The sequence below is a fragment of the Nocardioides flavescens genome (genome assembly GCF_009823805.1).
GTDB lineage: Bacteria > Actinomycetota > Actinomycetes > Propionibacteriales > Nocardioidaceae > Nocardioides > Nocardioides flavescens.
This window is the reverse complement of the sequence record NZ_WUEK01000008.1, coordinates 197,210-221,254: the sequence shown is the minus strand read 5'-3', so window position 1 is coordinate 221,254 and position 24,045 is coordinate 197,210. Positions and strand designations below refer to the sequence as shown.

Sequence of the window (24,045 nt, the reverse complement as noted above, 5' to 3'; positions counted from 1 at the left end):
GGCTGGATCTCATGGACACCGTGGCCTGGGGCGCTCTGACGCTGACCCTGACCGCCGTCGGAGGGCTGGGCACGGCGTGGGCGTTCCGGCGCCGCAGCGCAGTGGCCGGGCTGCGCATGCTGGGGCTCACGCTCGTGCCGCTGGGGCTGCTGCTCACCGACTCGCTGCGCATGGTCACGCGCATCGTCGACGCGGTCGGCTCGTGGGCGGGCGGGCTCGCATGGGACCCGCTGACGTGGATCGGGCTCGGCGTGCTCGGGGTCGCCGCGCTGTGCTTCGTGGTCGCCGGCGGGCTGCGGGCCCGAGAGCTCGGTGGTGCACCCGCCCGCCCCGCGGCGCGTCGTACTGCGCAGATCCCGGCGTCCCGCACACCGGCCCCCGGGGCCGGCGGCGCGCGTGACACGGCGGGTGACGACATGGCCGACATCGAGGCGCTGCTGCGCCGCCGGGGCATCGAGTGAGCGCGTCCAGCGCGTTCGAGCGCAACCGGCTCTGGGCCCGGCTCGGAGCCGCCGTCGCGGCGCACCCGGAGCCGATGAGCACCCCGCTCGTCGTCGTGGACCTCGACGCGTTCGACGCCAACGCCGACGACCTGCTGCGCCGCGCCCACGGCGTGCCGATCCGGGTGGCGTCGAAGTCGCTGCGGGTGCCGGCGCTCATCGAGCGGGCCCTGGCGCGCGACGGGTTCCGCGGCGTGCTCGCCTTCACCCTCGCCGAGGCCCTGTGGCTCGAGGGCGCCGGCGTGTGCGACGACCTGCTCGTCGCCTACCCCACCGTCGACCGGGCCGCGCTGCAGCGCCTCGTGGCCTCCCCGACCGCCGCCGCCCGCGTCACGCTGATGGTCGACGACGTCGCCCACCTCGACGTGGTCGACTCGGTGCGTGCCTCGCACGCCGTGCCCGTCCGGGTCGCGATCGACGTCGACGCGGGCCTGCGCATGGGGCGTCAGCACGTCGGACCCAAGCGTTCGCCGCTCTACGACGCCCAGGACGTGCTCGCGCTGGCCCGCGCGGTGCGCGATCGCGACGGGTTCCGCCTGGTCGGGGCGATGACCTACGAGGGCCAGGTCGCCGGGGTCCAGGACCAGGTGCCGACCCAGCGCGCCAAGAGCGTCGTCGTACGCCGCATCAAGGCCCTGTCGCTCACCCAGCTCCAGGAGCGCCGCCGTTCGATCTCCGACGCGCTCGCGGCCGACGGCGTCCGGCTGGAGCTCTGGAACGCCGGGGGGTCGGGCGACGTCGAGGAGGCTGCGGCCGACCCGGTCGTGACCGAGGTGTCCGCCGGCTCGGGACTGCTCGCCCCCACGCTCTTCGACCACTACGCGTCGTTCGACCCGCGGCCCGCGGCGTTCTTCGGGCTCCCGGTCACCCGCCGCCCCTCGGCCGACGTCGCCACGGTCCACGGCGGCGGCCTGGTCGCCTCGGGGGCCAGCGGACGCGACCGGCTGCCGACCCCGTGGGCACCGGCCGGGTTGCAGCTCACCGGGCTCGAGGGCGCGGGCGAGGTGCAGACGCCGCTGACCGGCCACCCGGCCGGCGGGCTCGCGATCGGCGACCTGGTGTGGTTCCGCCACGCCAAGTCGGGCGAGCTGTTCGAGCACACCACCGCCGTGCAGCTGCTGTCCGGCGACACCTTCACCGACGAGGTGCCGACCTACCGTGGCCACGGGCTCGCCTTCTGACGTCGCCGCGGTCGTCGTCGACCTGGCCGGCCGACGCGCGCCGGCGGCCGGCGGCACCAGGCTCGTCTGCATCGACGGACCGGCCGGCTCGGGCAAGACGACCCTGGCCGCCGAGGTCGCGACGCTCACCGGCGCCCAGGTGGTGCACGGCGACGACCTGATGTCCGGCTGGCGCGGGCTCGACGCCGTCGGCCGCCAGCTCGCCGCCCTGGTCGACGACCTCGCCAGCGGCCGCGACGCGGCGTACGACCGCTTCGACTGGCACGCCGACCGCTACACCGACCGGGTGTCCGTGCCGGCCGCGCCGTGGCTCGTGGTCGAGGGCGTCGGGAGCGGCGCCCGCGCGGCCGCCTGGGCCTGCACCGTGCTCGTCTGGGTCGAGGCCACCGAGGACCTGCGGCTCGTGCGCGGGCTGGAGCGCGACGGCGAGCAGATGCGCGACCACTGGCTGCAGTTCGTCGAGGACGAGCGCGCGCTCTTCGCCGCCGAGGGCACCCGCAGCCGCGCCGACGTGCTCGTCGACGGCACGGGGCGGACCCCGCCACGGGTGAGGCCGACGCCGTCGTAGGTTGAGCGTGTGGTCCCTCCCAGCGGCGAGCAGTTCGAGATCTCGGCCAACGGCTACCGCGCCGTCGTCACCGAGAGCGGTGGTGCGCTGCGGGTGCTCGAGCACGACGGCGTGCCGCTGCTCGACGGGTTCGACGAGGGTCGGATGGCCTCCGGTGGCCGCGGTCAGCTGCTGATGCCCTGGCCCAACCGGATCCGCGACGGCGCCTACACCTGGGAGGGCCGCGACCTCCAGCTCGGCCTCACCGAGCCGGCCCGCCACAACGCCTCCCACGGCCTGGTCCGCTGGGCCGCGTGGAGCCTCGAGGAGCACACCAGCCACTCGGTCTCCCTGGGCTACCGGCTGATGGCGCAGACCGGCTACCCGTGGACGCTCGACGTGCACGTCGTCTACGACCTGTCCGCCGAGGGGCTCACCGTCACGCAGAGCGCCACCAACCTGTCGGACTCGGCGGCGCCGTACGCCCAGGGCGCGCATCCCTACCTGAGCGTCGGCCCGGGCCCGGTCGACGGGTGGGAGGTCACCGTGCCTGCCGCGACCCGGCTGCTCGCCGATCCCGAGCGCAAGCTGCCGACCGGTCGCGAGGCGGTCGAGGGCACGGACTTCGACTTCCGCGTCGCCCGCCCGCTGCGCGACCTGCAGCTCGACCACGCCTTCACCGACCTGAGCCGCGACGAGGAGGGGCTCGCCCGGGTCGTCGTGCGCGACCCCGCGAGCGGGCGCGCCGTCGGGCTCTGGGTCGACGAGCGCTGGGGCTGGCTGATGGTCTACACCGCCGACGACCAGGGTGCCGCGGCCCGCCGTTCGCTGGCCGTCGAGCCGATGACCGCGCCGGCCGACGCCTTCAACTCCGGTGACGACCTCGTGCGGCTCGCCGCCGCCGGCGAACCCGGCGACACGTTCTCGGCGTCCTGGGGGATCCAGCTCGCCGACTGAGGTCGGGACCCGCGATGGTGCCGAGATCCCAGCATCTGCTGGGAAGCCCAACGTTCTGGGGTGTTGCAACACCCCAGAACGTCATGGATCCCAGCAGATGCTGGGATCCACCGCCCTGGTCAGCCCGCCGGGTGGGCGCCGTCGACCAGGCGACGCAGGTCGGCGAGAGCCCGCCGGGCCCGGGCGCCGTCGGAGGCCTGGATGCCCATGACCGAGCAGGTCTCGCCGTCGGCGAGGTCGAGGGTGACCCACGGCGCGCCGGGTGGGAGCCGGGCCGCGACGATCTGCGGCCAGGAGAACTCGCGGCGGCGGAAGCCGTTGACGACGACCAGCCGGTCGGCGTACGCCACGGCGCGCGAGCGGAGGAGCCCGAACATCAACGCCAGGTAGAGCAGGCCGAAGAAGGTCAGGGTGCCACGCTGCAGCGTGGTGAACCGGCTGCGCGTCTCGTCGTCGAAGCTGAACCAGCCGACCGCGACCACCGCGATGAGCATGAGCGTCACCGCCAGGCCGACGATGCGCGGGCCGAGCGGACGCCAGGTGCGGGGAAGCGCCGGAGCGGCGCCACCCTCAGAGGCGGCAGGCATGGATGTCGGTGAGCAGGATGCCGCGGGCGCCGATCTCGTAGAGCTCGTCCATCAGCCGTTGCGAGCCGTCGCGCGGCACCATGGCGCGCACCGCGACCCAGCCCTCGCGGTGGAGCGGGGCGATGGTCGGGCCCTCGATGCCGGGCGTCAGCGCGACCGCCTCACTCACGTGGGCCTCGGCGATGTCGTAGTCCATCATCACGTAGCTGCGCGCCACCAGGACGCCCTCGACACGGCGGCGGAACACCTCGAAGCCGTCGGGCAGGTGGCCGGCGCGGGTGATGAGCACCGCCTCGGACTCCAGGATCGTCTCGCCGAAGACCTCGAGGCCCGCCGCACGCAGCGTGCTGCCCGTCTCCACGACGTCGGCGACGGCGTCGGCCACCCCGAGCTGGATGCTCGACTCGACCGCACCGTCGAGGCGCACGACCTCGGCGTCGATCCCCCGCTCGGCGAGGAACGCCGTCACGACCCCGACGTACGACGTCGCGATGCGGGTGCCGGCGAGGTCGGCGACATCGCTGAAGCGGCCCGTCGGGCCGGCGAAGCGGAACCGGCTGCGGCCGAAGCCGAGCGCGCGCACCTCGTCGGCCGCGGCGCCGGAGTCGAGGAGCAGGTCGCGGCCGGTGATGCCGAGGTCGAGGGTGCCCTCGCCGACGTAGAGCGCGATGTCACGCGGGCGGAGGTAGAAGAACTCGACGGAGTTCTCCGAGTCGGTGAGGGTGAGCTGCTTGGCGTCGTCGCGCTGGCGGTAGCCGGACTCGCGCAGGATGTCGGAGGCGGACTGGGAGAGCGAGCCCTTGTTGGGGACCGCGATGCGCAGGAGGGACACGGGTCGTTCGGTTCCTTGCTGGTTCCTTGCGGGTGGTCTCGGAGCCGGGCTCAGAGGTGGGCGTAGACGTCGTCGAGCTCAAGGCCGGTCGCGAGCATCAGCACCTGCGCGTGGTAGATCAGCTGGCTGATCTCCTCGGCGGCGCGTTCGCGGCCCTCGTGCTCGGCGGCCATCCAGGACTCGGCGGCCTCCTCGACGAGCTTCTTGCCGATCGTGTGCACCCCGGCGTCGAGCTCACGCACCGTGCCCGATCCCTCGGGTCGGGTGCGGGCCTTCTCTGACAGCTCGGCCCAGAGCCCCTCGAACGTCTTCACGGGAGGACAGGATAGGCGCTGGGTGCCGGTCGAGCGGCAGCGCGGGTCACCGCTCGGGCCAGGTGGAGCCGAGGCCCGCGACGACGCGCGCGGTGGCGAGCGCCGCGGCCGTGGCCTCGTAGCCCTTGTCCTCGCTCGAGCCCTCGAGCCCGGCCCGGTCGAGGGCCTGCTCCTCGGTGTCGCAGGTCAGGACGCCGAAGCCCACGGCGACGGCGTGGTCGACCGCGACCCGGGTCAGCCCGTCGGTGGCCGCGGAGCAGACGTACTCGAAGTGCGGGGTGCCGCCGCGGATGACGACGCCGAGCGCGACGACCGCGTCGTAGCCCTGGCGGGCCAGCGCCGCGGCGACCACGGGCAGCTCGAAGGTGCCCGGCGCCCGGATGACCTCGGCCTCGACGCTGTGGTCGGCCAGGGCGCGCTGCGCGCCGGCGATGAGACCGTCCATGACGACCGTGTGCCAGGACGCCGCCACGACGGCGACGCGCAGGCCGCTGGCGTCGAAGGGCTCGACGACCGCCGCTCCCGCGCCGCTCACCGGGCCACCTCCTCGGTGCTCGCGCCGACGCCCGCGCCGGTCTGGTCGCCCGGCAGCCCCTCGAGACCCGGGAGCACGTGGCCCATCCGGTCGCGCTTGGTCAGCAGGTAGGCGATGTTGTGGTCGTTGGGGTGCGGGGTGAGCGGGACGCGTTCGGCCACGGTGATGCCGTACTCCTCGAGGTTGGCGACCTTGTCGGGGTTGTTGGTGAGCAGCCGCACCGACGTGACACCGAGGTCCTTGAGGACCTGCGTGGCGGTGCCGTAGTGGCGGGCGTCGGCCGGCAGGCCGAGGTCGAGGTTGGCGTCGACGGTGTCGCGGCCGCCGTCCTGGAGCTGGTAGGCCTGCAGCTTGGCGACGAGCCCGATGCCGCGGCCCTCGTGGCCGCGGAGGTAGACCACCACGCCGCGCCCGGCCTCGACGATGCGATCCATCGCCTCGTGCAGCTGAGGGCCGCAGTCGCAGCGGTCGCTGCCGAAGACGTCGCCGGTGAGGCACTCGGAGTGGACCCGCGTCAGCACCGGCTCCCCGTCGCGCAGCGCCGCCGGGTCGCCGTAGACCAGCGCGACGTGCTCGGAGCCGTCGGTGGTGATGGAGTAGCCGAACGCCGTGAAGTCGCCGTGACTGGTCGGCAGCCGGGTCTCGGCGACCCGGTCGACGAGCACCTCGTGGCGGCGCCGGTAGCGCACGAGGTCCTCGATGGAGATCATCGACAGCCCGTGCTCGTCGGCGAAGGCCCGCAGCTCGGGGGCGCGCTTCATGGTGCCGTCGTCGTTGACGACCTCGACCAGGACGCCCGCCGGCGTCAGCCCCGCGAGGCGGGCCAGGTCGACCGCGGCCTCGGTGTGGCCCCGGCGGTTGAGCACGCCGCCCTCGCGGTAGCGCAGCGGGAAGACGTGGCCGGGTCGGGTGATCTCCCACGGCTCGGTCGCCGAGTCGGCCAGCACGCGGGCGGTGTGGGCGCGGTCGGCGGCGGAGATGCCCGTGCTGACGCCGTCGCGGGCGTCGACCGAGATGGTGTACGCCGTGCGCATCTTGTCGCGGTTGTGCGGCGTCATCAGCGGGATCTCGAGCCGGTCGAGCATGTCGCCCGGCATCGGCACGCAGATCACGCCGCTGCTGTGGCGGACGGTGAAGGCCATCAGCTCGGGGGTCGCCTTGCTCGCCGCGAAGACCAGGTCGCCCTCGTTCTCGCGGCCCTCGTCGTCGACGACCACGACGGCCTTGCCCGCGGCGACGTCGGCGATCGCCTGCTCGACCGGGTCCATCCGCACACCGGCGTGCTGCTCCTCGTGGAGCGGGATCGACGGGTCCTGCTGGACCGGCGGGACGGGCTTGCTCATGCGGCGACTCCTCGCAGCTCTCGGGCGGCCCGCGCGGCGATCGCCGGCTCACGGGACACGCGCCACCAGGTGAGGAAGCCCCAGACGCAGAAGCCTCCGTAGAACAGGTACATGAACGCCGTGGGGTAGTAGCCGGCGTGCACGAGCGTGGTGACCCCCACCGCGTCGACCGCGACCCAGACCAGCCAGAACTCCACCCAACCACGGGCCATGCCCCAGGTCGCCAGCAGCGACCCGGCCAGGATCCACGCCTCGGTCGGCGGACTGTAGGAGCCGATGCGCAGCAGCACCACCCACGCGACGGCGTACAGCACCGCAGCGGAGGCGAGCAGCAGCCCGCGCTCGCGCCAGGTGGCCCACCGCGGCGAGACCGCTCCCCCGTCGGGAGCGCTGCCGAGCCGCTGCCAGCGCCACAGGCCGTAGGCCGAGGCGAGCAGGAACATCACCTGGCGTCCCGCCTGGCCCCACAGCGGCTCGTCGGGGGTGGAGACGAAGAGGGTGAAGAGCAGGACGTTGCCGACCATGCCGACCGGCCACGCCCACATCAGCCTGCGCATCCCGAGGATCGCCGAGGCCAGGCCGAAGGCGTTGCCGACCACCTCGCTGACCCGCAGCTCACCGCCCGGGACGTGCAGCGAGCCGTCGAGGAGCCAGTGGGCGGCTCCGTCCCACACCACCTGCGCGGTCACCGGTCACCACCGCGGCTCGCCAGCAGCTTCTCGACGTGCTTGGCCAGCACGTCGGCCTCGAGGTTGACCCGCCCGCCGGGCTGGCGGCGACCCAGCGTCGTGCGGGCCAGCGTCTCGGGGATCAGGCTGACGGTGAAGGAGTCGTCGCGCGCCTCGACGACGGTGAGGCTGACCCCGTCGACGGTGATGGACCCCTTGTCGACGAGGTAGCGCCCCAGCCCGGCCGGCAGGCTGATCTCGACGACCTCCCAGTGCTCGCTCGGCTCGCGTCGTACGACGGTGCCGACGCCGTCGACGTGGCCCTGGACGATGTGGCCGCCGAGGCGGGTCTGGGGGGTCACGGCGCGCTCGAGGTTGACCACGTCTCCGGGTGCGACCCCGTGGAGGCTCGTCTTGTCGAGGGTCTCCTGCATGACGTCGGCGGTCCAGGTGGACTCCGTGCGCGCGGCGACGGTGAGGCAGCAGCCGTTGACGGCGATGGAGTCGCCCAGTCCCGCATCGGCGAGCACGGTCTCGGCCCGCACGGTGAGGCGGATGGCGTCGCCCTGCTCCTCGACGGCCTCGACGGTGCCGAGCTCTTCGACGATCCCGGTGAACATTCAGCTGGCTCCTGTCGTGGTGGTGCTGGGGACGAGCGTCAGGCGGACGTTGGGCTGCTCGCCGTCGATCCCGTCGAGGACGGTGATGTCGGTGACCCCGGGGCGGAACGCCGCCGCGATCGTGGTGATTCCGAGGTCCCCGACGGCGGCCAGCCCGGCACCGAGCAGCATCGGAGCGACGTAGGCCACGACCTCATCGACGAGCCCCGCGGTGAGGAACGCCGCGGCGAGGGTCGGGCCGCCCTCGAGGAACACGTGCTGCCGCTCGCGCTCGCGCAGCGCCGCGAGCGCCTCACGGGGGTCGCGGGTGCGCAGGTGCACGGTCTCGGCCGCGTCGTCGAGGACCCGGCGGTCGGCGGGCAGGTCGCGCTCCCCCATGACCGCGCGCAGCGGCTGGTGGGGCAGCGGTCGGTCGTGCTCGTCGCGCACGGTCAGCGCGGGGTCGTCGACCAGCACGGTGCCCGTACCGACCAGCATCGTGTCGGCCAAGGCGCGCAGCCGGTGGGTGTCGAGGCGCGCGGCCCGGCTCGAGACCCAGCGGCTGGTGCCGTCGGCGGCCGCGCTGCGACCGTCGAGGGTGGTGGCGAACTTCCACGTCACGAAGGGCCGCCCGTGCTCCTGGGCGAACGTCCACACCCGGTTGAGCTCGCGCGCCTGCACCTCCAGCAGCCCCTGCTCGACGTCGATGCCGGCCTCGCGCAGCACCTGCGCTCCCCCGGCGGCGACCGGGTTGGGGTCGGCCTGGGCGAACACCACGCGGCGTACGCCCGCCTCGCGCAGCGCCACCGCGCAGGGACCCGTGCGGCCGGTGTGGGCGCAGGGCTCGAGGGTGACGACCGCGGTGGCACCGCGGGCCCGCCCCCCGGCCCGGGCGAGCGCGTCGGCCTCCGCGTGGGCGGTGCCGGCACCGCGGTGGTGGCCCTCGGCGATCGTCGAGCCGTCGTCGGCGAGCAGCACGCAGCCGACGCGGGGGTTGGGCCCGAGCGGCACCCCGGGAGTGGCGGCCAGCTCGAGGGCGCGCAGCATCGCGGCTCGCTCGGCTGGGCTGGCGCCCCGATCGGTGCTCATCGTCTCTCCGGTCTCGGCTGGTCTGGTGACCGCGGACTCCGGGGACGACGGGCGTCCACGACGTGCGTGGACGACACCTGCGTGCGCTTCCCATCCGGACTTTGACCGTCGGTCCAGGATTCTCACCTGGTCAACCGGTGACTGGCTGTCACCGGGTCGCGGACTCCTGCCCGAGGCATGTGCCTCGTCCAGTCACCGCCGGCTCGGAATTTCACCGACCCCAGAGCACGCGAGCTTTGTGAACTCGTCGACTCGACTATGCCACACCGCGCCCCGGCTCCCCCCGCGTGGTCCGGTCCGTGGGCGGGTCTCCTCAGGCGAGCGGGCGGCCGGGCACGGCCCACTGGCGCTGGGCGGGCACGCTGACCACCTCGCCCTCGGGGTAGCGCAGGGCGGTGAGCCGGCCGCCGAAGACCGCACCGGTGTCGAGGCAGAGGGTGCCGTTGACCCAGCGGGTGCGGGCCACGGGCGTGTGACCGTGGACGACGGTGGCGGCGCCGCGGTAGTCGTCCTGCCACGGCAGCCGCACGGGCAGGCCGTGCTCGTCGGTCTCGCCCGTCGTGTCGCCGTACAGCGCAAACGCCCGGGCGCGCTGGCTGTCGCTGTGGTGGAGGTCCTCGCGGAGTCCGGCGTGGGTGACGACGAGGCGGCCGTCGTCGAGCAGCAGTCGCCACGGGAGGCCGGCGACGAAGGCGCGCACCCGCGAGCGGAACCCCTCCGACTCCAGCGCCAGCTGGTCGAGCGAGACCTGCAGGCCGTGGCGGGTCTGCACCTTCGCCCCGTCGAGGGCGCGCAGCAGCTTGGCCTCGTGGTTGCCCTGCACGCACAGCGCTGTGCCGGCCTCGACCATGGCCATCACACGGCGCAGGACGCCCGGGGTGTCGGGACCCCGGTCGACGAGGTCGCCGACGAAGACCGCGACCCGGCCCTCGGGGTGCGCCGCCCCTTCGCCCTCCCACCGCCAGCCGAGCCGCGTCAGCAGCGCGTCTAGCTCGCCGGCGCAGCCGTGGACGTCGCCGACCAGGTCGTACGGCGGCCCGCTCGTCACCGGCCGGCAGCCGCCTCGGCGGCGGCGCGCAGCTCGGCGACCATCCGGTCGGGGTCGCCGGCGGAGTAGACCGCGCTGCCGGCGACGAACACGTCGGCACCCGCCTCGGCGCACCGCTCGATGGTCTCGAGCGAGACCCCGCCGTCGACCTGCAGCCAGGTCTCGACGCCGTGCTTGTCCATGAGCGCGCGGGCGGCGCGGATCTTGGGCACGACCAGGTCGAGGAACTTCTGACCGCCGAAGCCCGGCTCGACCGTCATGAGCAGCAGCATGTCGAGCTCGGGCAGCAGCTGCTCGTAGGGCTCCACGGGGGTAGCCGGGCGCAGCGCCATCGAGGCCCGCGCGCCGTGGCTGCGCAGCTCGCGGGCCAGCCGCACGGGGGCCCGGGCAGCCTCGACGTGGAAGGTCACCGAGCGCGCCCCGGCCTCGGCGTACTCCACAGCGAGGCGGTCGGGGTCCTCGATCATCAGGTGCGCGTCGAGCGGCAGGTCGGTGCTGGCGGCGAGCGCCTCGACCATCGTCGGCCCGAACGTGAGGTTGGGGACGAAGTGGTTGTCCATCACGTCGACGTGCACCCAGTCGGCACCGGAGATGCGTGCGACCTCCTCGCCCAGGCGTGCGAAGTCGGCGTTGAGGATGCTCGGCGTGATCTGGATGCCCACGCCCCGAGCCTAGGAGGAGCTCAGACCTGCTCCTCCGACGGCTCCTCCGGGGTCTCGGCGCCGTCGGCCTCGTCGCGCTCGGCCCACTCCAGCAGCGGCGCGATGTCGAAGGCCTCGTCGTCGATCGCGGCATGGAGGTCGCCGAGCTCGGCGAACCGCTCGGGCACCGTGAAGATCGTGAGGTCGCGCGGGTCGACCTCGTCGACCTCGTCCCACCGGATCGGGGTGGACACGGTCGCCTCCGGCACGCCGCGCACGGAGTACGCCGCGGCGATGGTGTGGTCGCGGGCGTTCTGGTTGTAGTCGACGAAGACCTTGCGCGGGTCGCGGTCCTTGCGCCACCAGGTGGTCGTGACGTCGTCGGGCGTACGCCGCTCGACCTCCCGGGCGAAGGCGAGCGCTGCACGGCGGACGTCCTTGAAGCCGTGCTCGGGTCGGATGCGGACGTAGACGTGCAGCCCCGAGCCGCCCGAGGTCTTGGGGTAGCCCGTGGCCCCGAGCTCGTCGAGGACCTCGTGGGCGACGTGCGCGACGCGACGCACCGTCGCGTAGTCGCAGTCGTCGCCCGGGTCGAGGTCGATGCGCCACTCGTCGGGCCGCTCGGTGTCCGCGCGGCGGCTGTTCCAGGGGTGGAACTCCACCGTCGACATCTGCACGGCCCAGATCACCGAGCCGAGCTCGGTCACGCAGAGCTCGTCGGCGGTGCGCCCCCAGCGCGGGAACCACAGCTGCACGGTCTCCACCCAGTCCGGCGCGCCAGCGGGGAGCCGCTTCTGGTGGACCTTCTTGTCGGCCAGCCCCTTCGGGAAGCGGTGGAGCATGCACGGGCGCTCCCGCAACGCGTTGACGATGCCCGGACCGACCGCGAGGTAGTAGTCGACGAGGTCGCGCTTGGTCGCACCGCCGTGCCGCTCGGTCGGCGGGAAGTAGACCCGGTCGGGGTTGCTCACCCGCACGACGCGACCCTCGACCTCGATCTCCACGGACGGCGACGACGAGGCCATGGCGCCTAGTGTGCCCCTGTGCGTCCCGCCCGACATCCCGTCGTACGCGTGTCGGCAGCGGAGCGCGTCGACCTGGCGCCGCAGGCCTGGCCGCGCACGGTGCCGGCCGTCGAGCAGGTGCTGCGCGAGGGGCTCGACCTCGCTCCGGGAGTGACGTTCCTCGTCGGCGAGAACGGTTCGGGCAAGTCGACGCTGGTCGAGGCGGTCGCCATGGCCTTCGGCCTCTCCCCGGAGGGCGGGTCGACCCAGGCCCACCACTCGACGCGGCCGAGCGAGTCACCGCTGGCGTCCGCGCTCACCCTGCAGCGCGGCCTCGGGTCACCGCGGTGGGGCTTCTTCCTCCGGGCCGAGACCATGCACGGCTGGTACACCTTCTCGGAGGAGAACGGCGGCCCGAGCTTCCACGAGCTCAGCCACGGCGAGTCGTTCCTCGAGGTGCTGCGCCAGCGGTTCGACTCCCCCGGCTTCTACGTGCTCGACGAGCCGGAGGCGGCGCTGTCGTTCTCGTCCACCTTGGGCCTGATCTCCGTGCTGCAGCGGGTCGTCGCCTCCGGCGGGCAGGTGCTGTGCGCCACGCACTCGCCCGTCCTGGCCGCGATGCCGGGCGCCACCGTGCTCGAGGTGGGCGACTGGGGACTGCGGCCGACCACGTGGGACGACCTCGACCTGGTGTTCCACTGGCGGCAGTACCTCGCCGACCCGCACCGCTACCTGCGCCACCTCCAGGAGGAGTAGCGGTCAGTCCGGGTCCGTGCGCCGCAGCAGGGCCATGAACATCGCGTCGGTGCCGTGGCGGTGGGGCCACAGCTGCACCGTGCCGGGCAGGGGTCCGGCCGAGTCGGGCACGTGCGCGAACTGGGGCATGAGGTCGTCGACGACGACGTCGGGCCGGGCGCCGGCGACGGCCGTGACCACCGTGGCGGTCTCGGACACCACCGGTGAGCACGTCGCGTAGAGCACGGCGCCTCCGGGGCGCACCAGGTCGAGCGCGGAGCGCAGCAGCTGCCGCTGCAACATCACGAGGGTGAGCAGGTCGTCGGGCTTGCGACGCCAGCGGGCCTCGGGACGCCGGCGCAGCGCGCCGAGCCCCGAGCACGGCGCGTCCACCAGCACCCGGTCGAACGTGCCCGGACGGTACGGCGGCCGCGTGCCGTCGGCGGTGACGACCCCCGCGACGCCGGGCAGGAGGTGCCGCTCGTGCTCGACCCCCTCTGACGCATAGGTCAGCGTGCGCAGCACCAACCCGGCCCGGTGCTGCTGACGCTCGGCGGCCACGAGGCGCGCTCCGCGCTCGTGGCCGAGGGCAGCGAGCAGCCCGGACTTGCCACCGGGTCCGGCGCACAGGTCGAGCCACCGCTCGTCGCGCCCGTCGAGCGGGGCCCCGGCGAGCGCGAGGGCCACGAGCTGCGACCCCTCGTCCTGCACAGCCGCGCGCCCCTGCGCCACGGCCGGCACACCACGCGGGTCGCCGCCCTCCAGCGTCACGCCGTACGGCGAGAAGGGGGTGGGCTCGCCGGGCAGCTCGTCGCGGGTGGAGCGGCCGGGGCGGGCGACGAGTGTGACGCGCGGGTTGTCGTTGTCGGCGGCCAGCAGCGCCCCGACCTCGGCCTCGCCGACCGCCTCGGCCAGCTCGTCGACGACCCACTCGGGGTGGCTGAAAGCGATCGAGGCGTGGCGGTGCGGAGCGGTGCGCGCGCTGGGCGCGACCTGCTCGACCCAGGCGTCGAGGTCGCGGGCGCTGACCGCGCGCAGCACGCCGTTGACGAAGCCGGCCGCGCCCTGGTTGACCCGGGCCCGGACGAGGTCGACCGTCGTGCTGATCGCGGCGTGGTCCGGCACCCGCATCGACAGCAGCTGGTGGGCGCCGAGACGCAGCGCGTCGAGCACCTTGGCCTCGACCTTCGACAGCGGCCGGTCGACGCAGGCCGCCAGCACCGCGTCGTAGGTGCCGCGACGCCGGATCGTGCCCGAGGCGAGCTCGGTGGCGAACGCCGCGTCGCGCCCCTCGAGGCCGTAGTGGCGCAGCGCGGCCGGGAGCACGAGGTTGGTGTAGGCCTTGTCGACCCGCACCGCCTTCAGCACGTCGAGCGCAGCAGCACGCGCCGGGTCGAGGACGATGGTGCGTGCGCCTCGAGGTGCAGGACGCGGGTGAGCCCGAGACCGGGGCTCAGGCATGGGCGACCCCGGTCGAGGACCCCGGCCGGCGTGCGTTCACGCTCCCACCGTAGACGACGCCCCCAGGGCGCGCGGGCCATCCGGCCGACAGGCCCGGGCGCTGCCGAACGACTCGGTCTAGAGACCGCCCTTGACGAAGACGTCGCGGGCGAAGGCGTTGCGGTCGACCCCGGCGGGAGCCAGGTTGGTCGCCTGCGAGAGGAACATCAGCGCGTGGCCGTCCGGCGCCCACGCCCCACCCTGGCCGCGGGCGTGGAAGATGCTGGTGTCGCTGTTGGCGAGCTGCCCGGCCGCCGTCGCGTCGACGAGCTGCAGCCGCCCGGTGACGAGGTTCTTCACGTAGACGTCGCTGCCGTTGTTGGTGTCGCACTGGCAGGCGATCAACGAGTACGACGTCGAGCCGAAGGCGACCCGGGTGCCGTCCGGGGACCACTTGGGTCGCAGGCTGCCGCTGTAGTTGCCGCCCGTGATCTGGAAGGCGCCGTTGACGTCGACCGAGACCGGGGTGACCGCGCCGGAGGCGACGTTCTTGGCGAACACGTCCCACTCACCGCCGTTGATGTCGCCCGGGGCGAGGTTGGTCGCTCGCGAGCTGAACGCGACGCGCGTCGAGTCGGGCGACCACTCCGGGTAGGAGCTCTCGGCGTTGGCCTGGCCGCCGCCCGCGTCGGTCGAGATCCGCTGCACCTGGGCCGTGCCGAGGGTCTTGACGAAGACGTCGTTGGCGGCGTTGGTGTCACCGGGCACGAGGTCGGTCGCCGTCGACGAGAACGCGACGCGAGTGCCGTCGGGCGAGAACGCGATCTCGTCCGCCGGGCGCAGCGACCCGGACGCAGTGGTGCTGATGCCCTGGTAGGAGTCGCTGCCGTTGGTGATGGTGATCAGGACGGCCGCGGGGCCCGAAGCGCCGGTGCAGCCGGGGATGATGCTGCAGTAGGTGCTCGTCGCCGACGTCACGAAGGCGATCTGGGTCGCGTTGGTCCCGGACCACGACGCGAAGCTCGTGACCCCCGCGGCGAGCCAGCCGATGGACCCGTCGACGACCGACTTCGAGTAGAGGTACGGCGCCTGGATCTTGTTGGCCGGCGCAGCGGTCAGGTTGGGGTCCCACGAGGAGAACAGCACCTCGCTGCTGTCAGGACGCCAGGCGATGGTGCGGTTCGCCTCCGGCTGGCTGTCCGTGGAGAGCACGCCGGCCTGCGTGGCGTCGAGGACCCGGATCGCCCCGGTGGCCAACGTCTTGAGGTAGAGGTGGAAGCGGCCGTCGCTCACCCCGGGTACGAGGTCGTCGGCGCGGGCCCAGAACGCGACGTACAGCCCGTTGGGCGACATCGCCGCCGCCGAGATGCCCTCGTTCGACAGCGAGCCGAGGCCACCCGCGCTCGTCGAGACCATCGACAGCGGCCCGGTGTTGATGGGGCCCTGCGTGGTCGGCTGGGTGGTCGGCGGCACCGTCGTCGTGCCGCCGGCGAGGTCGACGCGGTCGAGGTAGACGCCCTTGCGGGCCTTGGCGACCGTGATCTCGACGACCCCTGCGCCGGTGAACGCCACCGTCGTGGCCTTGGTCTTCTTGTTGCTGGTCTTGACCGTGGCGACCGCCTTGCCGCCGACGACGATCTTCGCCGTACCCCGGCCCGGACCGGCCTGGAAGGTCACCGTGCCGCCGTTGGTGGCGGCGACCTTCGTGGTGGCGGTGGCCTTCTTGCGCAGTCCGCGCGAGAGGGTCTTTGCGTAGGCCTTGGAGGACTTCACCTTCGCCCAGTCCTTGGCGCCCTTCTTGCCCTTCGAGAGCTTGAGCGCCCGGTCGTCGAGGGTCGTCGCCGCCCGAGTGGGCGCCGACGCGGCACCGACGGCCGCGACCGGCGTGGCAGTCGCCGCCGGTGGGCCGGCCAGGCTCGCCGGGGCGAGGCCGATGAGGGCCGCGGACAGCACGAGGGCCGCGGGGCTGAGCGTACGAGCAGGACGGAGGCGAGCAGTCGTCATGGCCCACGAGGCTAGGAAGGACGTGTCAACCCACGCATGGCCCATCTGGGCCATTGTCACCCTTCCGGGTGAGGCATCTGCCGCGCTCTAGACGTGTCCGAGCAGGGCCCCCTCGCCCGGGCGTACGCCGCGCGCCCAGTCGGCTGCCGGCATCTGGCGACTGCCGAACGCCTTGACGTCACCGAGCCGCAGGGCGGTGGTGCCGGTGCCGACGAGCACCTCGGAGCGACCCACCCGCAGCTCGCCCGGGGCGAGCCGCTCGTAGGTGACGGTGACCGGCCCGAGCTTGAACCGCTCGCCCTCCCACGTCGTCCAGGCTCCCGGAGCCGGTGTGCAGGCGCGGATCTGGTGGTCGAGCACGACCGCGGGACGCTGGAAGTCGACCCGGGCGTCGTCGACGGTGATCTTGGGCGCGTAGGACACCCCGTCGGCGGGCTGCTCCCGCTCCTGCAGCGCGCCGGCCTCGAGGCCGTCGAGCGTGGCGACGAGCAGTCCGGCCCCGCCCTCGGCGAGCCGGCCGAGCAGGTCGCCGGCGGTGTCGGTGGGGCGGATGCGCTCGGTCATCACGCCGTACGTCGGCCCGGCGTCCATCGCCTCGACGATGCGGAACGTCGTCGCGCCGGTGACCTCGTCGCCGTTCCAGATCGCGTGCTGGACCGGCGCGGCACCGCGCCACGCGGGCAGGCACGAGAAGTGCAGGTTGACCCAGCCCAGGGGCGGGATCTCGAGAGCGCTGGTGGGCAGCAGGGCGCCGTAGGCGACGACGGGACAGCAGTCGGGCGCCAGGTCGCGCAGCGCGGCCTGGAACTCCGGATCGCGCGGGTGGGCCGGCTTGAGCACCGGGACGCCGAGCTCCTCGGCCCGCTGGGCGACCGGGCTCGCGGTCAGCCGGCGGCCGCGACCGGAGGGTGCGTCGGGGCGCGTCACCACGCCCACCAGCTCGTGGTCGGAGTCGGCGATCGCGTCGAGGGAGGGCACCGCCACGTCGGGGGTGCCGGCGAAGACCAGCCTCACCGGGCGAAGCCGCCCATCGGGTGCGGCGAGACCTTGACGGTGGGGGCCGAGGCGCTGAACCACTCCGCCTCGCGGATCGCCTTCTTGGCCGCCCGCTTGCTCTCGGCGTCGAGGCGGTCGACGAAGAGCACCCCGTCGAGGTGGTCGGTCTCGTGCTGGATCGCACGGGCGAGCAGCTCGGAGCCCTCGATCCGGACCGGCTCGCCGTGCATGTCGAAGCCGCTCGCGACGACGCTGAGGGCGCGGGCGCAGTCGTAGGTCAGCTCCGGCAGCGACAGGCACCCCTCGGGCCCGAACTGCTCCTCGTCGGAGAGGTCGAGGACCGGGTTGACGAGGTGACCGACCTGGCCGTCGACGTACCACGTGAACACCCGCAGGCCCACGCCGATCTGAGGCGCCGCCAAGCCGGCACCGGGAGCGTCGAGCATCGTGTCGGTGAGGTCCTGGACGAGCTTGCGCAGCTCCTTGTCGAAGTCGACGACCTCGGCGGCGCGCTGGCGCAGCACCGGGTCGCCGTAGAGACGGATGGGTTGGATCACCGGTCAAGTCTGCCAGGGTGGCAGCGGATCACAGGGTGGGCGGGTCGACCTGGATGCGGACGGCGTCGAGCTTGCGGGCCGAGCGCACGCGCTGCACCTCGCGCAGGGCCTCGGAGAGCGCGGAGCCGTGCGCGCGCGGGACGCGTACGACGACCCGCGACTCCGGCTCGGCACCCCGCCCGGGGTGGGCCTCGCGCCCCTCGAGGTGCGGGACCGGTCCGAGCACCTCGGCGCCCGGGGGCCGCTGCAGCAGGGTGAGCGCGTCGTCGACGGCGCCGGGCTCGCCGGTGACCGTGGCGATGCGCGAGGCCGGGGGCAGGTGCGCCTCGCGGCGGGCGGCGGCCTCGCGAGCGGCGAAGCCGGCGGGGTCCCAGCGCACGAGCGCCTGGACGGCGGGGTGCTGGGGGTCGCCGACGACGAGCGCGCGCCCCCCGGGGCGCACCAGGGCGACGGCGTTGGCCCACCGGCGCAGCGCCTCCTCCTCGACCCGCAGGTGCGCCGCTCCCAGGGTGAGCCAGGTGTCGAGCAGCACCACGGCGGCGTAGCCCGGGGTCGGCCCCGTGGCCAACGGTTCGGCGCCGGGGGTGGCGACCACGATGGCGCGCTCGTCGTCGACGGTGGCGAGCACGTGCGAGCCGCCCGAGGTGCGCACGAGCACCCCGGGCAGCGCCCGGCCCAGCTCCTCGGCGGTGCGGGTCTCCCCCACCACCGGGGCACGCAGTCCGCGGAAGCCGCACTCGGGGCACGACCACGCCTCGTCGGCCGTGCCGCACCAGCGGCAGGTCGGCGGTCGGGTGGCGGAGGTGATCGCGAGCGGCCCGGCGCAGACCCGGCAGCGCGCCGGGGTGCGGCAGCGCTCGCAGGCGAGAGCGGCGGCGTACCCGGACCGCGGCGTCTGCACGAGCACCGGGCCGGTCTCGAGGGCGTCGCGGATCGCCCGGTGCGCTTCGCCGGGCACCCGGGTCGAGCGGGCCAGGGGGTCGCGGGCGAGCGAGAACTCGTCGGCGCCGGCGACGGTGGTCGTCACCCGGCCGCGCAGCACCCCCCGGGGCGCGCTCAGCAGGTGCGCCCAGCCCGAGCGCATCAGCTGGTGGCCCTCGACGCTGACGGCGTGGCCACCGACCAGCGCGGCGGCGCCCTCCCGGGCCGCGCGCAGGAGCAGCACCTCGCGGGCGTGGGGGTACGGCGCCCGCGGCTCGGCGAGCAGGTCGTCGCCGTCGTCCCACACGGCGACCAGGCCCAGTCGGTGCACGGGGGCGAACGCCGCCGCGCGCGTGCCGACGACGACGCGGCGCCGGCCGCGGGAGACGGCGAGGAAGTCGCGGTAGCGCTTCGCGGGCCCCGCGTCGGCGGTGAGCACGACGTGCTGGTCGGGGCCGAGCACCGCGCTGAGGGCGGCGTCGACGCGCTCGACGTCCTTGCCGTCGGGCACGACCACGACCGCGCCGCGGTCGGAGGCCAGCGCCGCGGCGACGGCGTGGCCGAGGAGCTGCGGCCAGTCCGTGGCCGGCGCCGCCGCCCACACGGCCCGCGGCGAGCCCCCCTCGGCGAGGTGGCGCAGGTAGGCCGGGCCCGGCGGGTGCTCGGCCCACGCGCGCTCCCCTGCCTCGCGGTCCCACGGCCGGGGCTCGCTCGCGGCGACGGAGTCGCGCTTCTCGGTGGTGGCGTGCCGCGGCGGCAGGGCGAGGCGCAGGACGTCGGAGCGAGTGCCGGCGTAGCGCACGGCGACGTCGCCGGCCAGCGCCGCGACCTCGGGGGTCAGCACAGGCTCGGCGCTGACGACCTTGCGCAGCGGGGTCAGCGTGCCGCCGTGATCGCTGGACTCCGCCCGCCCGAGGACGAACCCGTCGACGTCACGCCCGGCGAACCGCACCTTGACCCGCGCCCCCGGCACCGCGCCGTCGGCCATCTCGGCCGGCACCCCGTAGTCGAAGGGGCGGTCCAGGTGCGCCAGCGGCAGGTCGACCAGGACCTGCGCCACCGGCCGCTCCGCCGCCAGCTCCACCCCCGCCGGCGCTACCACCCGCCTGCGCGCGCGCCCCATCCCCGGCAGCGTCTCGGGCTGCTCGGGTCGCGCGGGCTGGTCGGGCACGGCGTCATGGATACCAGCCGCCACCCCCGCTCCGCCCCTCGCCGCTGGTCGGGCTGTGGACGAGCGGGCCCTGCGCTCGACTGTCGAACCTTCTGGTCACCAGGTGGCCGGGAAGTTCGACTGTCGACAGGACACGACGCCCGGTCGGCGACTGTGCAACTTCTCAGTCATCTGGTGACCAGGAAGTTGCACAGTCGCGCCGTGAGCCGATCGTCGCAGCGACTGTCGAACTTCCGGGTCACCGGGTGACCGGGGAGCTCGACTGTCGACGACAGAGCGCTCCGACAACGCCACGACGCCGCCCCGGGGTGTCCCGGGGCGGCGTCGAGGGGTGGAGCGAGGTGGTGCCAGACGGCCTCAGCCCTGGACGGCGGCCTTGAGGGCCTCGGCGCGGTCGGTGCGCTCCCAGGTGAAGTCCTCGAGCTCTCGACCGAAGTGACCGTACGCCGCGGTCTGGGCGTAGATCGGGCGCAGCAGGTCGAGGTCCGCGATGATCGCGGCGGGGCGCAGGTCGAAGACCTGGAGGACAGCCTCCTGGATCTTCTCGTCCGAGACGGTGCCGGTGCCGAAGGTCTCGACGAAGACGCCGACGGGCTGGGCCTTGCCGATGGCGTAGGCGACCTGGGCCTCGCAGCGACGGGCGAGCCCGGCGGCGACGACGTTCTTGGCGACCCAGCGCATGGCGTACGCCGCGGAGCGGTCGACCTTCGACGGGTCCTTGCCCGAGAAGGCGCCGCCGCCGTGGCGGGCCATGCCGCCGTAGGTGTCGACGATGATCTTGCGGCCGGTGAGGCCGGCGTCGCCCATCGGGCCGCCGACCACGAAGCGGCCGGTCGGGTTGACGAGCAGGCGGTAGCCCTCGGAGGGGATCTCGAAGGTGTCGAGGACCGGGTCGATGACGTGCTTCTTGATGTCGGCCTCGAGCGAGTCGAGCTCGGTGTCCTCGGAGTGCTGGGTCGACAGCACGACCGTGTCGACGCGGACCGGGCGGTTCTCGGCGTCGTACTCGATGGTGACCTGGGTCTTGCCGTCGGGGCGCAGGTAGTCCATCGTGCCGTCCTTGCGGACGGCGGTGAGGCGCTCGGAGAGGCGCTGGGCCATCACGATCGGCAGCGGCATGAGCACGTCGGTGTCGTCGCAGGCGTAGCCGAACATCAGGCCCTGGTCGCCGGCGCCCTGCTTGTCCATCGCGTCGACGGAGCCGGTGCGCGACTCGTGGCCGGTGTCGACGCCCTGGGCGATGTCGCCGGATTGGCCGCCGATGGCCACCATCACGCCGCACGACTCGCCGTCGAAGCCCTTGTCGGAGCTGTCGTAGCCGATCGCGAGGATGCGGTCGCGCACGACCTGCTTGACGTCGACGTAGCCGCTGGTGGTGACCTCGCCGGCCACGACCACGAGGCCGGTGGTCAGGAGGGTCTCGACCGCGACGCGGCTGTGCGGGTCCTGGCGCAGCATCTCGTCGAGGACGGAGTCGCTGATCTGGTCGGCGATCTTGTCGGGGTGGCCCTCGGTCACTGACTCAGAGGTGAACAGGCGTCCTGGCACGGGTCATGTCTCCTGGATCGATGGTGATTGCGGATCATCTTGCAGCCTGCGCGCCACCTGGTCCCAAATGGTGTGGGCCAGGGCGCCCTTCGACCCGCGGGGCACCTCGGTCGCCGAGCCGTCCGCGCCGAGGATCACGGCCTCGTTGTCGGCGCTGCCGAACACGGCACCACCGCTGACGTCGTTGACGACGAGCAGGTCGCAGCCCTTGCGGGCGAGCTTGGCCCGGGCCAGGTCGAGCACCGACCCGGTGCCGTCGCCGGTCTCGGCCGCGAAGCCCACGACGACGGTCGTCGGGCCGGGGCGGTGCGCGCTGAGCTCGCGCAGGATGTCGGGGTTCTGCACGAGCTCCAGCGCCGGGGCCGAGCCGTCGTCGGTCTTCTTGATCTTGGCGCCGCTCACCGCGCTCGGGCGGAAGTCGGCGGGCGCCGCGGCCATGACGACGGCGTCGCAGCCGGCGGCGGCGGCCAGCACCTCGGCGCGCAGCTGCTCGGTCGTCTCGACGCGTACGACGTGCACGCCGGACGGGTCGCCCAGCTCGGTGTTGGCGGCGACGAGCGTCACCTCGGCGCCGCGGGCGGCGGCGGCACGGGCCAGGGCGTAGCCCTGCCGGCCCGAGGAGCGGTTGCCGAGGTAGCGCACCGGGTCGAGCGGCTCGCGGGTGCCGCCGGCCGAGACGACGACCCGGCGCCCGGCCAGGTCGCGGCGCACGCCGTGGGCCAGCACGTCGACGCAGACCTCGAAGATCTCGAGCGGGTCGGGCAGCCGGCCCTTGCCGGAGTCCTTGCCGGTGAGACGACCGACCGCCGGCTCGATGACCAGCGCGCCGCGCTGGCGCAGGGTGGCGACGTTGGCGCGGGTCGCGGGGTGCTCCCACATCTCGGTGTGCATCGCCGGGGCGAAGACCACCGGGCAGCGCGCGGTGAGCAGGGTGTTGGTGAGGAGGTCGTCGGCGAGCCCGTGCGCGGCCTTGGCCAGCACGTTGGCGGTCGCGGGGGCGACGACGACGAGGTCGGCGCCCTGGCCGATGCGCACGTGGGGCACGGCGTGGACGCCGGTCCACACGTCGGTGGCGACGGGCTTGCCGGACAGTGCGGCCCAGGTCGGGGCGCCGACGAACTCCAGCGCCGCGTCGGTCGGCACGACCGTCACGTCGTGCCCCGACTCGGTGAGACGTCGCAGCAGCTCCGCGGCCTTGTAGGCCGCGATGCCGCCGGCGACGCCGAGGACGACGGTGCTCAGCGCAGCGTCCCCGGTCCCGCGACCGCGGGTCCTACTGCTCGGCCGACTCGTCGGAGGCCGGGGCGGCGGCCTCGGCCTCGGCGGCCGCGAGCTCGGCCGGGTCGATGTCCTCGCAGGTCAGCAGGTCCTCGTTGATCTCGCGCAGCGCGATCGAGAGGGGCTTCTCCTGCACGTGGGTGTCGACCAGCGGGCCGACGTACTCCAGCAGGCCCTCGCCGAGCTGGGAGTAGTAGGCGTTGATCTGGCGGGCGCGCTGGGCGCTGTAGAGGACCAGCTTGTACTTGCTGTCGGTCTTGGTGAGCAGGTCGTCGATGGAGGGGTTGGTGACGCCCTGGGCATCGATGAGGGGAGAAGACACGCGTCAGCCTCGCTGGGATCGGGATCGTCAGGGCGACCGGTGGGCCGCGCTGCTCGGCTCGGTGGGCTCAGTGCTCCAGCTCAGTGGCGTTCTGATGGGCACGGACGTCCGGGCCGAGTCTCATCAAGGCTACCAACTCCTCCGCGGCGGCGTGAACTTCGCGGTTGACGATGGTGACGTCGAACTCCGACTCGGCGGCGAGCTCCTCGCGGGCCGTCGCCAGGCGCCGCTCGCGCTCGGCGGCGTCCTCGGTGCCCCGGCCGACCAGGCGGCGCACCAGCTCGTCCCACGAGGGCGGCTTGAGGAAGACGAAGAGCGCCTCGGGCATGGTGCGGCGCACCTGGCGCGCGCCCTGCAGGTCGATCTCGAGCATCGCGGGGCGACCCGAGGCCAGAGCCAGGTCGACGGGCTGGCGCGGGGTGCCGTAGCGGTTGCGCCCGTGTACGACCGCCCACTCCAGCAGGTCGTCCTCGGCGGCCATCCGGTCGAACTCCTCGGTGGAGACGAACCAGTAGTGGACGCCGTTCTCCTCCCCCGGCCGCGGTGCCCGCGTCGTCGCCGACACCGAGATCCAGACCTCCGGGTGGTGCTCGCGGACGTACGCCGCCACGCTGCCCTTGCCCACCGCCGTCGGGCCGGCGAGGACGACGAGTCGGCTGCGGGGGGTGGTGCCGGCGTGCTCAGGGACAGAACTCAACTTCCAGCCTTCACTTGCGAGGTCTCGACACGCTCGGTCGCGGGTTCGTTCCTCACCCGCGCTCGCTGCTCGACCACCATTGTCCTGCTCGGACCTCGTGCCTCGGTCCGCTCAGGACCCGAACTCCCGTTGGAGCGCTGCGACCTGCTTGGTGCCGAGGCCCCGGACGCGGCGGCTCTCGGCGATCCCGAGGCGCTCCATCGTCTGGCGGGCCCGCACCTTGCCGAGCCCGGGCATGGACTGCAGCAGGTCGACCACGCGCATCTTGCCGATGACCTCGTTGGTCTGGCCCTCGGCGAGCACCTCGGAGATGGAGGCGCCGGAGCTCTTGAGCCGGTTCTTGACCTCGGCACGCTCACGACGGGACGCGGCGGCCTTCTCGAGGGCCGCCTGTCGTTGTTCGGGGGTGAGCGGAGGCAGAGCCATCGGCAGCAGGTCCTTCGTCGACGCGGGTGGGAGGGAGCGTGCTGCTCAACATAGTCATGCCACCTCGACGGCGGCAATCGCGCCCCCGGGCCCCGGATCGGTGTG

26 protein-coding genes and 1 riboswitch are annotated in these 24,045 nt (G+C 73.8%); of the genes, 5 read left to right on the top strand and 21 right to left on the bottom strand.

What is annotated here, in order from left to right; translation table 11 throughout:
• Positions 1-11: 11 nt before the first annotated feature.
• The 4 genes from GRQ65_RS14435 to GRQ65_RS14420 are packed head-to-tail and all read left to right on the top strand — an operon-like array spanning position 12 to position 3,185.
• Complete coding sequence (locus GRQ65_RS14435; RefSeq protein WP_160878661.1) at positions 12-461, top strand: cellulose synthase; 450 nt, start codon at positions 12-14, stop codon at positions 459-461.
• Positions 458-1,681: an amino acid deaminase/aldolase gene (locus GRQ65_RS14430; protein ID WP_337191741.1), complete on the top strand. Its 1,224-nt coding sequence runs from the start codon at positions 458-460 to the stop codon at positions 1,679-1,681. The genes GRQ65_RS14435 and GRQ65_RS14430 overlap by 4 nt, the downstream gene beginning before the upstream one ends.
• Positions 1,659-2,249 (top strand): nucleoside/nucleotide kinase family protein, encoded by a 591-nt coding sequence (locus GRQ65_RS14425; RefSeq protein WP_337191740.1) that lies wholly within the window; start codon positions 1,659-1,661, stop codon positions 2,247-2,249. Before GRQ65_RS14430 ends, GRQ65_RS14425 begins: the two co-directional genes overlap by 23 nt.
• A 9-nt stretch (positions 2,250-2,258) precedes the next feature.
• Positions 2,259-3,185, top strand: coding sequence for an aldose epimerase family protein (locus tag GRQ65_RS14420; protein WP_160878660.1), 927 nt, complete (start codon positions 2,259-2,261; stop codon positions 3,183-3,185).
• Between the two features lie 119 nt (positions 3,186-3,304).
• Here the strand turns inward: GRQ65_RS14420 and GRQ65_RS14415 are convergent, their stop codons facing one another.
• From GRQ65_RS14415 to ligD, 11 genes are all read right to left on the bottom strand, one after another.
• Positions 3,305-3,772, bottom strand: a complete 468-nt coding sequence (locus GRQ65_RS14415) for a PH domain-containing protein (protein ID WP_160878659.1) — start codon at positions 3,770-3,772, stop codon at positions 3,305-3,307.
• Entirely contained in the window at positions 3,756-4,604 is an 849-nt protein-coding gene (gene hisG, locus GRQ65_RS14410; protein ID WP_160878658.1) for an ATP phosphoribosyltransferase, read from the bottom strand. Before hisG ends, GRQ65_RS14415 begins: the two co-directional genes overlap by 17 nt.
• 50 nt (positions 4,605-4,654) lie before the next feature.
• On the bottom strand, positions 4,655-4,918 hold the full coding sequence (locus GRQ65_RS14405) for a phosphoribosyl-ATP diphosphatase (protein WP_160878657.1): 264 nt from the start codon (positions 4,916-4,918) through the stop codon (positions 4,655-4,657).
• A 46-nt stretch (positions 4,919-4,964) separates the two neighbouring features.
• Positions 4,965-5,453 carry a 6,7-dimethyl-8-ribityllumazine synthase gene (gene ribH / locus GRQ65_RS14400; protein WP_160878656.1) on the bottom strand — a complete coding sequence of 163 codons (489 nt, stop codon included), beginning with the start codon at positions 5,451-5,453 and terminating at the stop codon, positions 4,965-4,967.
• On the bottom strand, positions 5,450-6,796 hold the full coding sequence (locus tag GRQ65_RS14395; protein ID WP_160878655.1) for a bifunctional 3,4-dihydroxy-2-butanone-4-phosphate synthase/GTP cyclohydrolase II: 1,347 nt from the start codon (positions 6,794-6,796) through the stop codon (positions 5,450-5,452). The genes ribH and GRQ65_RS14395 overlap by 4 nt, the downstream gene beginning before the upstream one ends.
• Positions 6,793-7,485 carry a nicotinamide mononucleotide transporter family protein gene (locus GRQ65_RS14390; protein WP_337191739.1) on the bottom strand — a complete coding sequence of 231 codons (693 nt, stop codon included), beginning with the start codon at positions 7,483-7,485 and terminating at the stop codon, positions 6,793-6,795. The genes GRQ65_RS14395 and GRQ65_RS14390 overlap by 4 nt, the downstream gene beginning before the upstream one ends.
• Complete coding sequence (locus tag GRQ65_RS14385) at positions 7,482-8,084, bottom strand: riboflavin synthase (protein WP_160878654.1); 603 nt, start codon at positions 8,082-8,084, stop codon at positions 7,482-7,484. The genes GRQ65_RS14390 and GRQ65_RS14385 overlap by 4 nt, the downstream gene beginning before the upstream one ends.
• Positions 8,085-9,152 carry a bifunctional diaminohydroxyphosphoribosylaminopyrimidine deaminase/5-amino-6-(5-phosphoribosylamino)uracil reductase RibD gene (gene ribD / locus GRQ65_RS14380; RefSeq protein WP_237448265.1) on the bottom strand — a complete coding sequence of 356 codons (1,068 nt, stop codon included), beginning with the start codon at positions 9,150-9,152 and terminating at the stop codon, positions 8,085-8,087.
• 77 nt (positions 9,153-9,229) lie between these two features.
• Positions 9,230-9,385: riboswitch (FMN riboswitch) on the bottom strand.
• 80 nt (positions 9,386-9,465) lie between these two features.
• The gene (locus tag GRQ65_RS14375; RefSeq protein ID WP_337191738.1) at positions 9,466-10,200 is read right to left on the bottom strand and encodes a metallophosphoesterase; all 735 of its coding nucleotides are present in this window, start codon (positions 10,198-10,200) and stop codon (positions 9,466-9,468) included.
• Positions 10,197-10,862, bottom strand: coding sequence for a ribulose-phosphate 3-epimerase (gene rpe / locus GRQ65_RS14370; protein WP_160878652.1), 666 nt, complete (start codon positions 10,860-10,862; stop codon positions 10,197-10,199). Before rpe ends, GRQ65_RS14375 begins: the two co-directional genes overlap by 4 nt.
• Positions 10,863-10,882: 20 nt before the next feature.
• Positions 10,883-11,866, bottom strand: coding sequence for a non-homologous end-joining DNA ligase (ligD, locus tag GRQ65_RS14365; protein ID WP_160878651.1), 984 nt, complete (start codon positions 11,864-11,866; stop codon positions 10,883-10,885).
• 48 nt (positions 11,867-11,914) lie between these two features.
• On the opposite strand from ligD, the gene GRQ65_RS14360 reads away from it, so the two are divergent.
• A complete protein-coding gene (locus GRQ65_RS14360; protein ID WP_337191737.1) occupies positions 11,915-12,601 on the top strand; it encodes an AAA family ATPase in 687 nt (228 codons plus the stop codon).
• Between the two features lie 3 nt (positions 12,602-12,604).
• Here GRQ65_RS14360 and GRQ65_RS14355 read toward each other — a convergent pair whose 3' ends face one another.
• The 10 genes from GRQ65_RS14355 to mihF form a co-directional block, all read right to left on the bottom strand.
• Complete coding sequence (locus tag GRQ65_RS14355; RefSeq protein ID WP_160878649.1) at positions 12,605-14,041, bottom strand: RsmB/NOP family class I SAM-dependent RNA methyltransferase; 1,437 nt, start codon at positions 14,039-14,041, stop codon at positions 12,605-12,607.
• Positions 14,042-14,158: 117 nt separating this feature from the next.
• On the bottom strand, positions 14,159-16,024 hold the full coding sequence (locus tag GRQ65_RS14350; protein ID WP_160878648.1) for a TolB family protein: 1,866 nt from the start codon (positions 16,022-16,024) through the stop codon (positions 14,159-14,161).
• A gap of 87 nt (positions 16,025-16,111) precedes the next feature.
• Positions 16,112-17,038, bottom strand: a complete 927-nt coding sequence (fmt, locus tag GRQ65_RS14345; protein ID WP_160878647.1) for a methionyl-tRNA formyltransferase — start codon at positions 17,036-17,038, stop codon at positions 16,112-16,114.
• Entirely contained in the window at positions 17,035-17,577 is a 543-nt protein-coding gene (gene def, locus GRQ65_RS14340; protein ID WP_160878646.1) for a peptide deformylase, read from the bottom strand. Before def ends, fmt begins: the two co-directional genes overlap by 4 nt.
• A gap of 28 nt (positions 17,578-17,605) precedes the next feature.
• The gene (locus tag GRQ65_RS14335) at positions 17,606-19,669 is read right to left on the bottom strand and encodes a primosomal protein N' (protein ID WP_337191736.1); all 2,064 of its coding nucleotides are present in this window, start codon (positions 19,667-19,669) and stop codon (positions 17,606-17,608) included.
• Positions 19,670-20,026: 357 nt separating this feature from the next.
• Positions 20,027-21,217: a methionine adenosyltransferase gene (gene metK, locus GRQ65_RS14330; RefSeq protein WP_160878645.1), complete on the bottom strand. Its 1,191-nt coding sequence runs from the start codon at positions 21,215-21,217 to the stop codon at positions 20,027-20,029.
• Positions 21,218-21,220: 3 nt separating this feature from the next.
• Positions 21,221-22,459, bottom strand: coding sequence for a bifunctional phosphopantothenoylcysteine decarboxylase/phosphopantothenate--cysteine ligase CoaBC (coaBC, locus tag GRQ65_RS14325; RefSeq protein ID WP_160878710.1), 1,239 nt, complete (start codon positions 22,457-22,459; stop codon positions 21,221-21,223).
• Positions 22,460-22,490: 31 nt separating this feature from the next.
• Positions 22,491-22,817, bottom strand: coding sequence for a DNA-directed RNA polymerase subunit omega (rpoZ, locus tag GRQ65_RS14320; RefSeq protein WP_160878644.1), 327 nt, complete (start codon positions 22,815-22,817; stop codon positions 22,491-22,493).
• Positions 22,818-22,884: 67 nt separating this feature from the next.
• Positions 22,885-23,514 (bottom strand): guanylate kinase, encoded by a 630-nt coding sequence (gene gmk, locus GRQ65_RS14315; protein WP_160878643.1) that lies wholly within the window; start codon positions 23,512-23,514, stop codon positions 22,885-22,887.
• Positions 23,515-23,625: 111 nt separating this feature from the next.
• The gene (gene mihF, locus GRQ65_RS14310) at positions 23,626-23,940 is read right to left on the bottom strand and encodes an integration host factor, actinobacterial type (protein ID WP_160878642.1); all 315 of its coding nucleotides are present in this window, start codon (positions 23,938-23,940) and stop codon (positions 23,626-23,628) included.
• Positions 23,941-24,045: the final 105 nt, after the last annotated feature.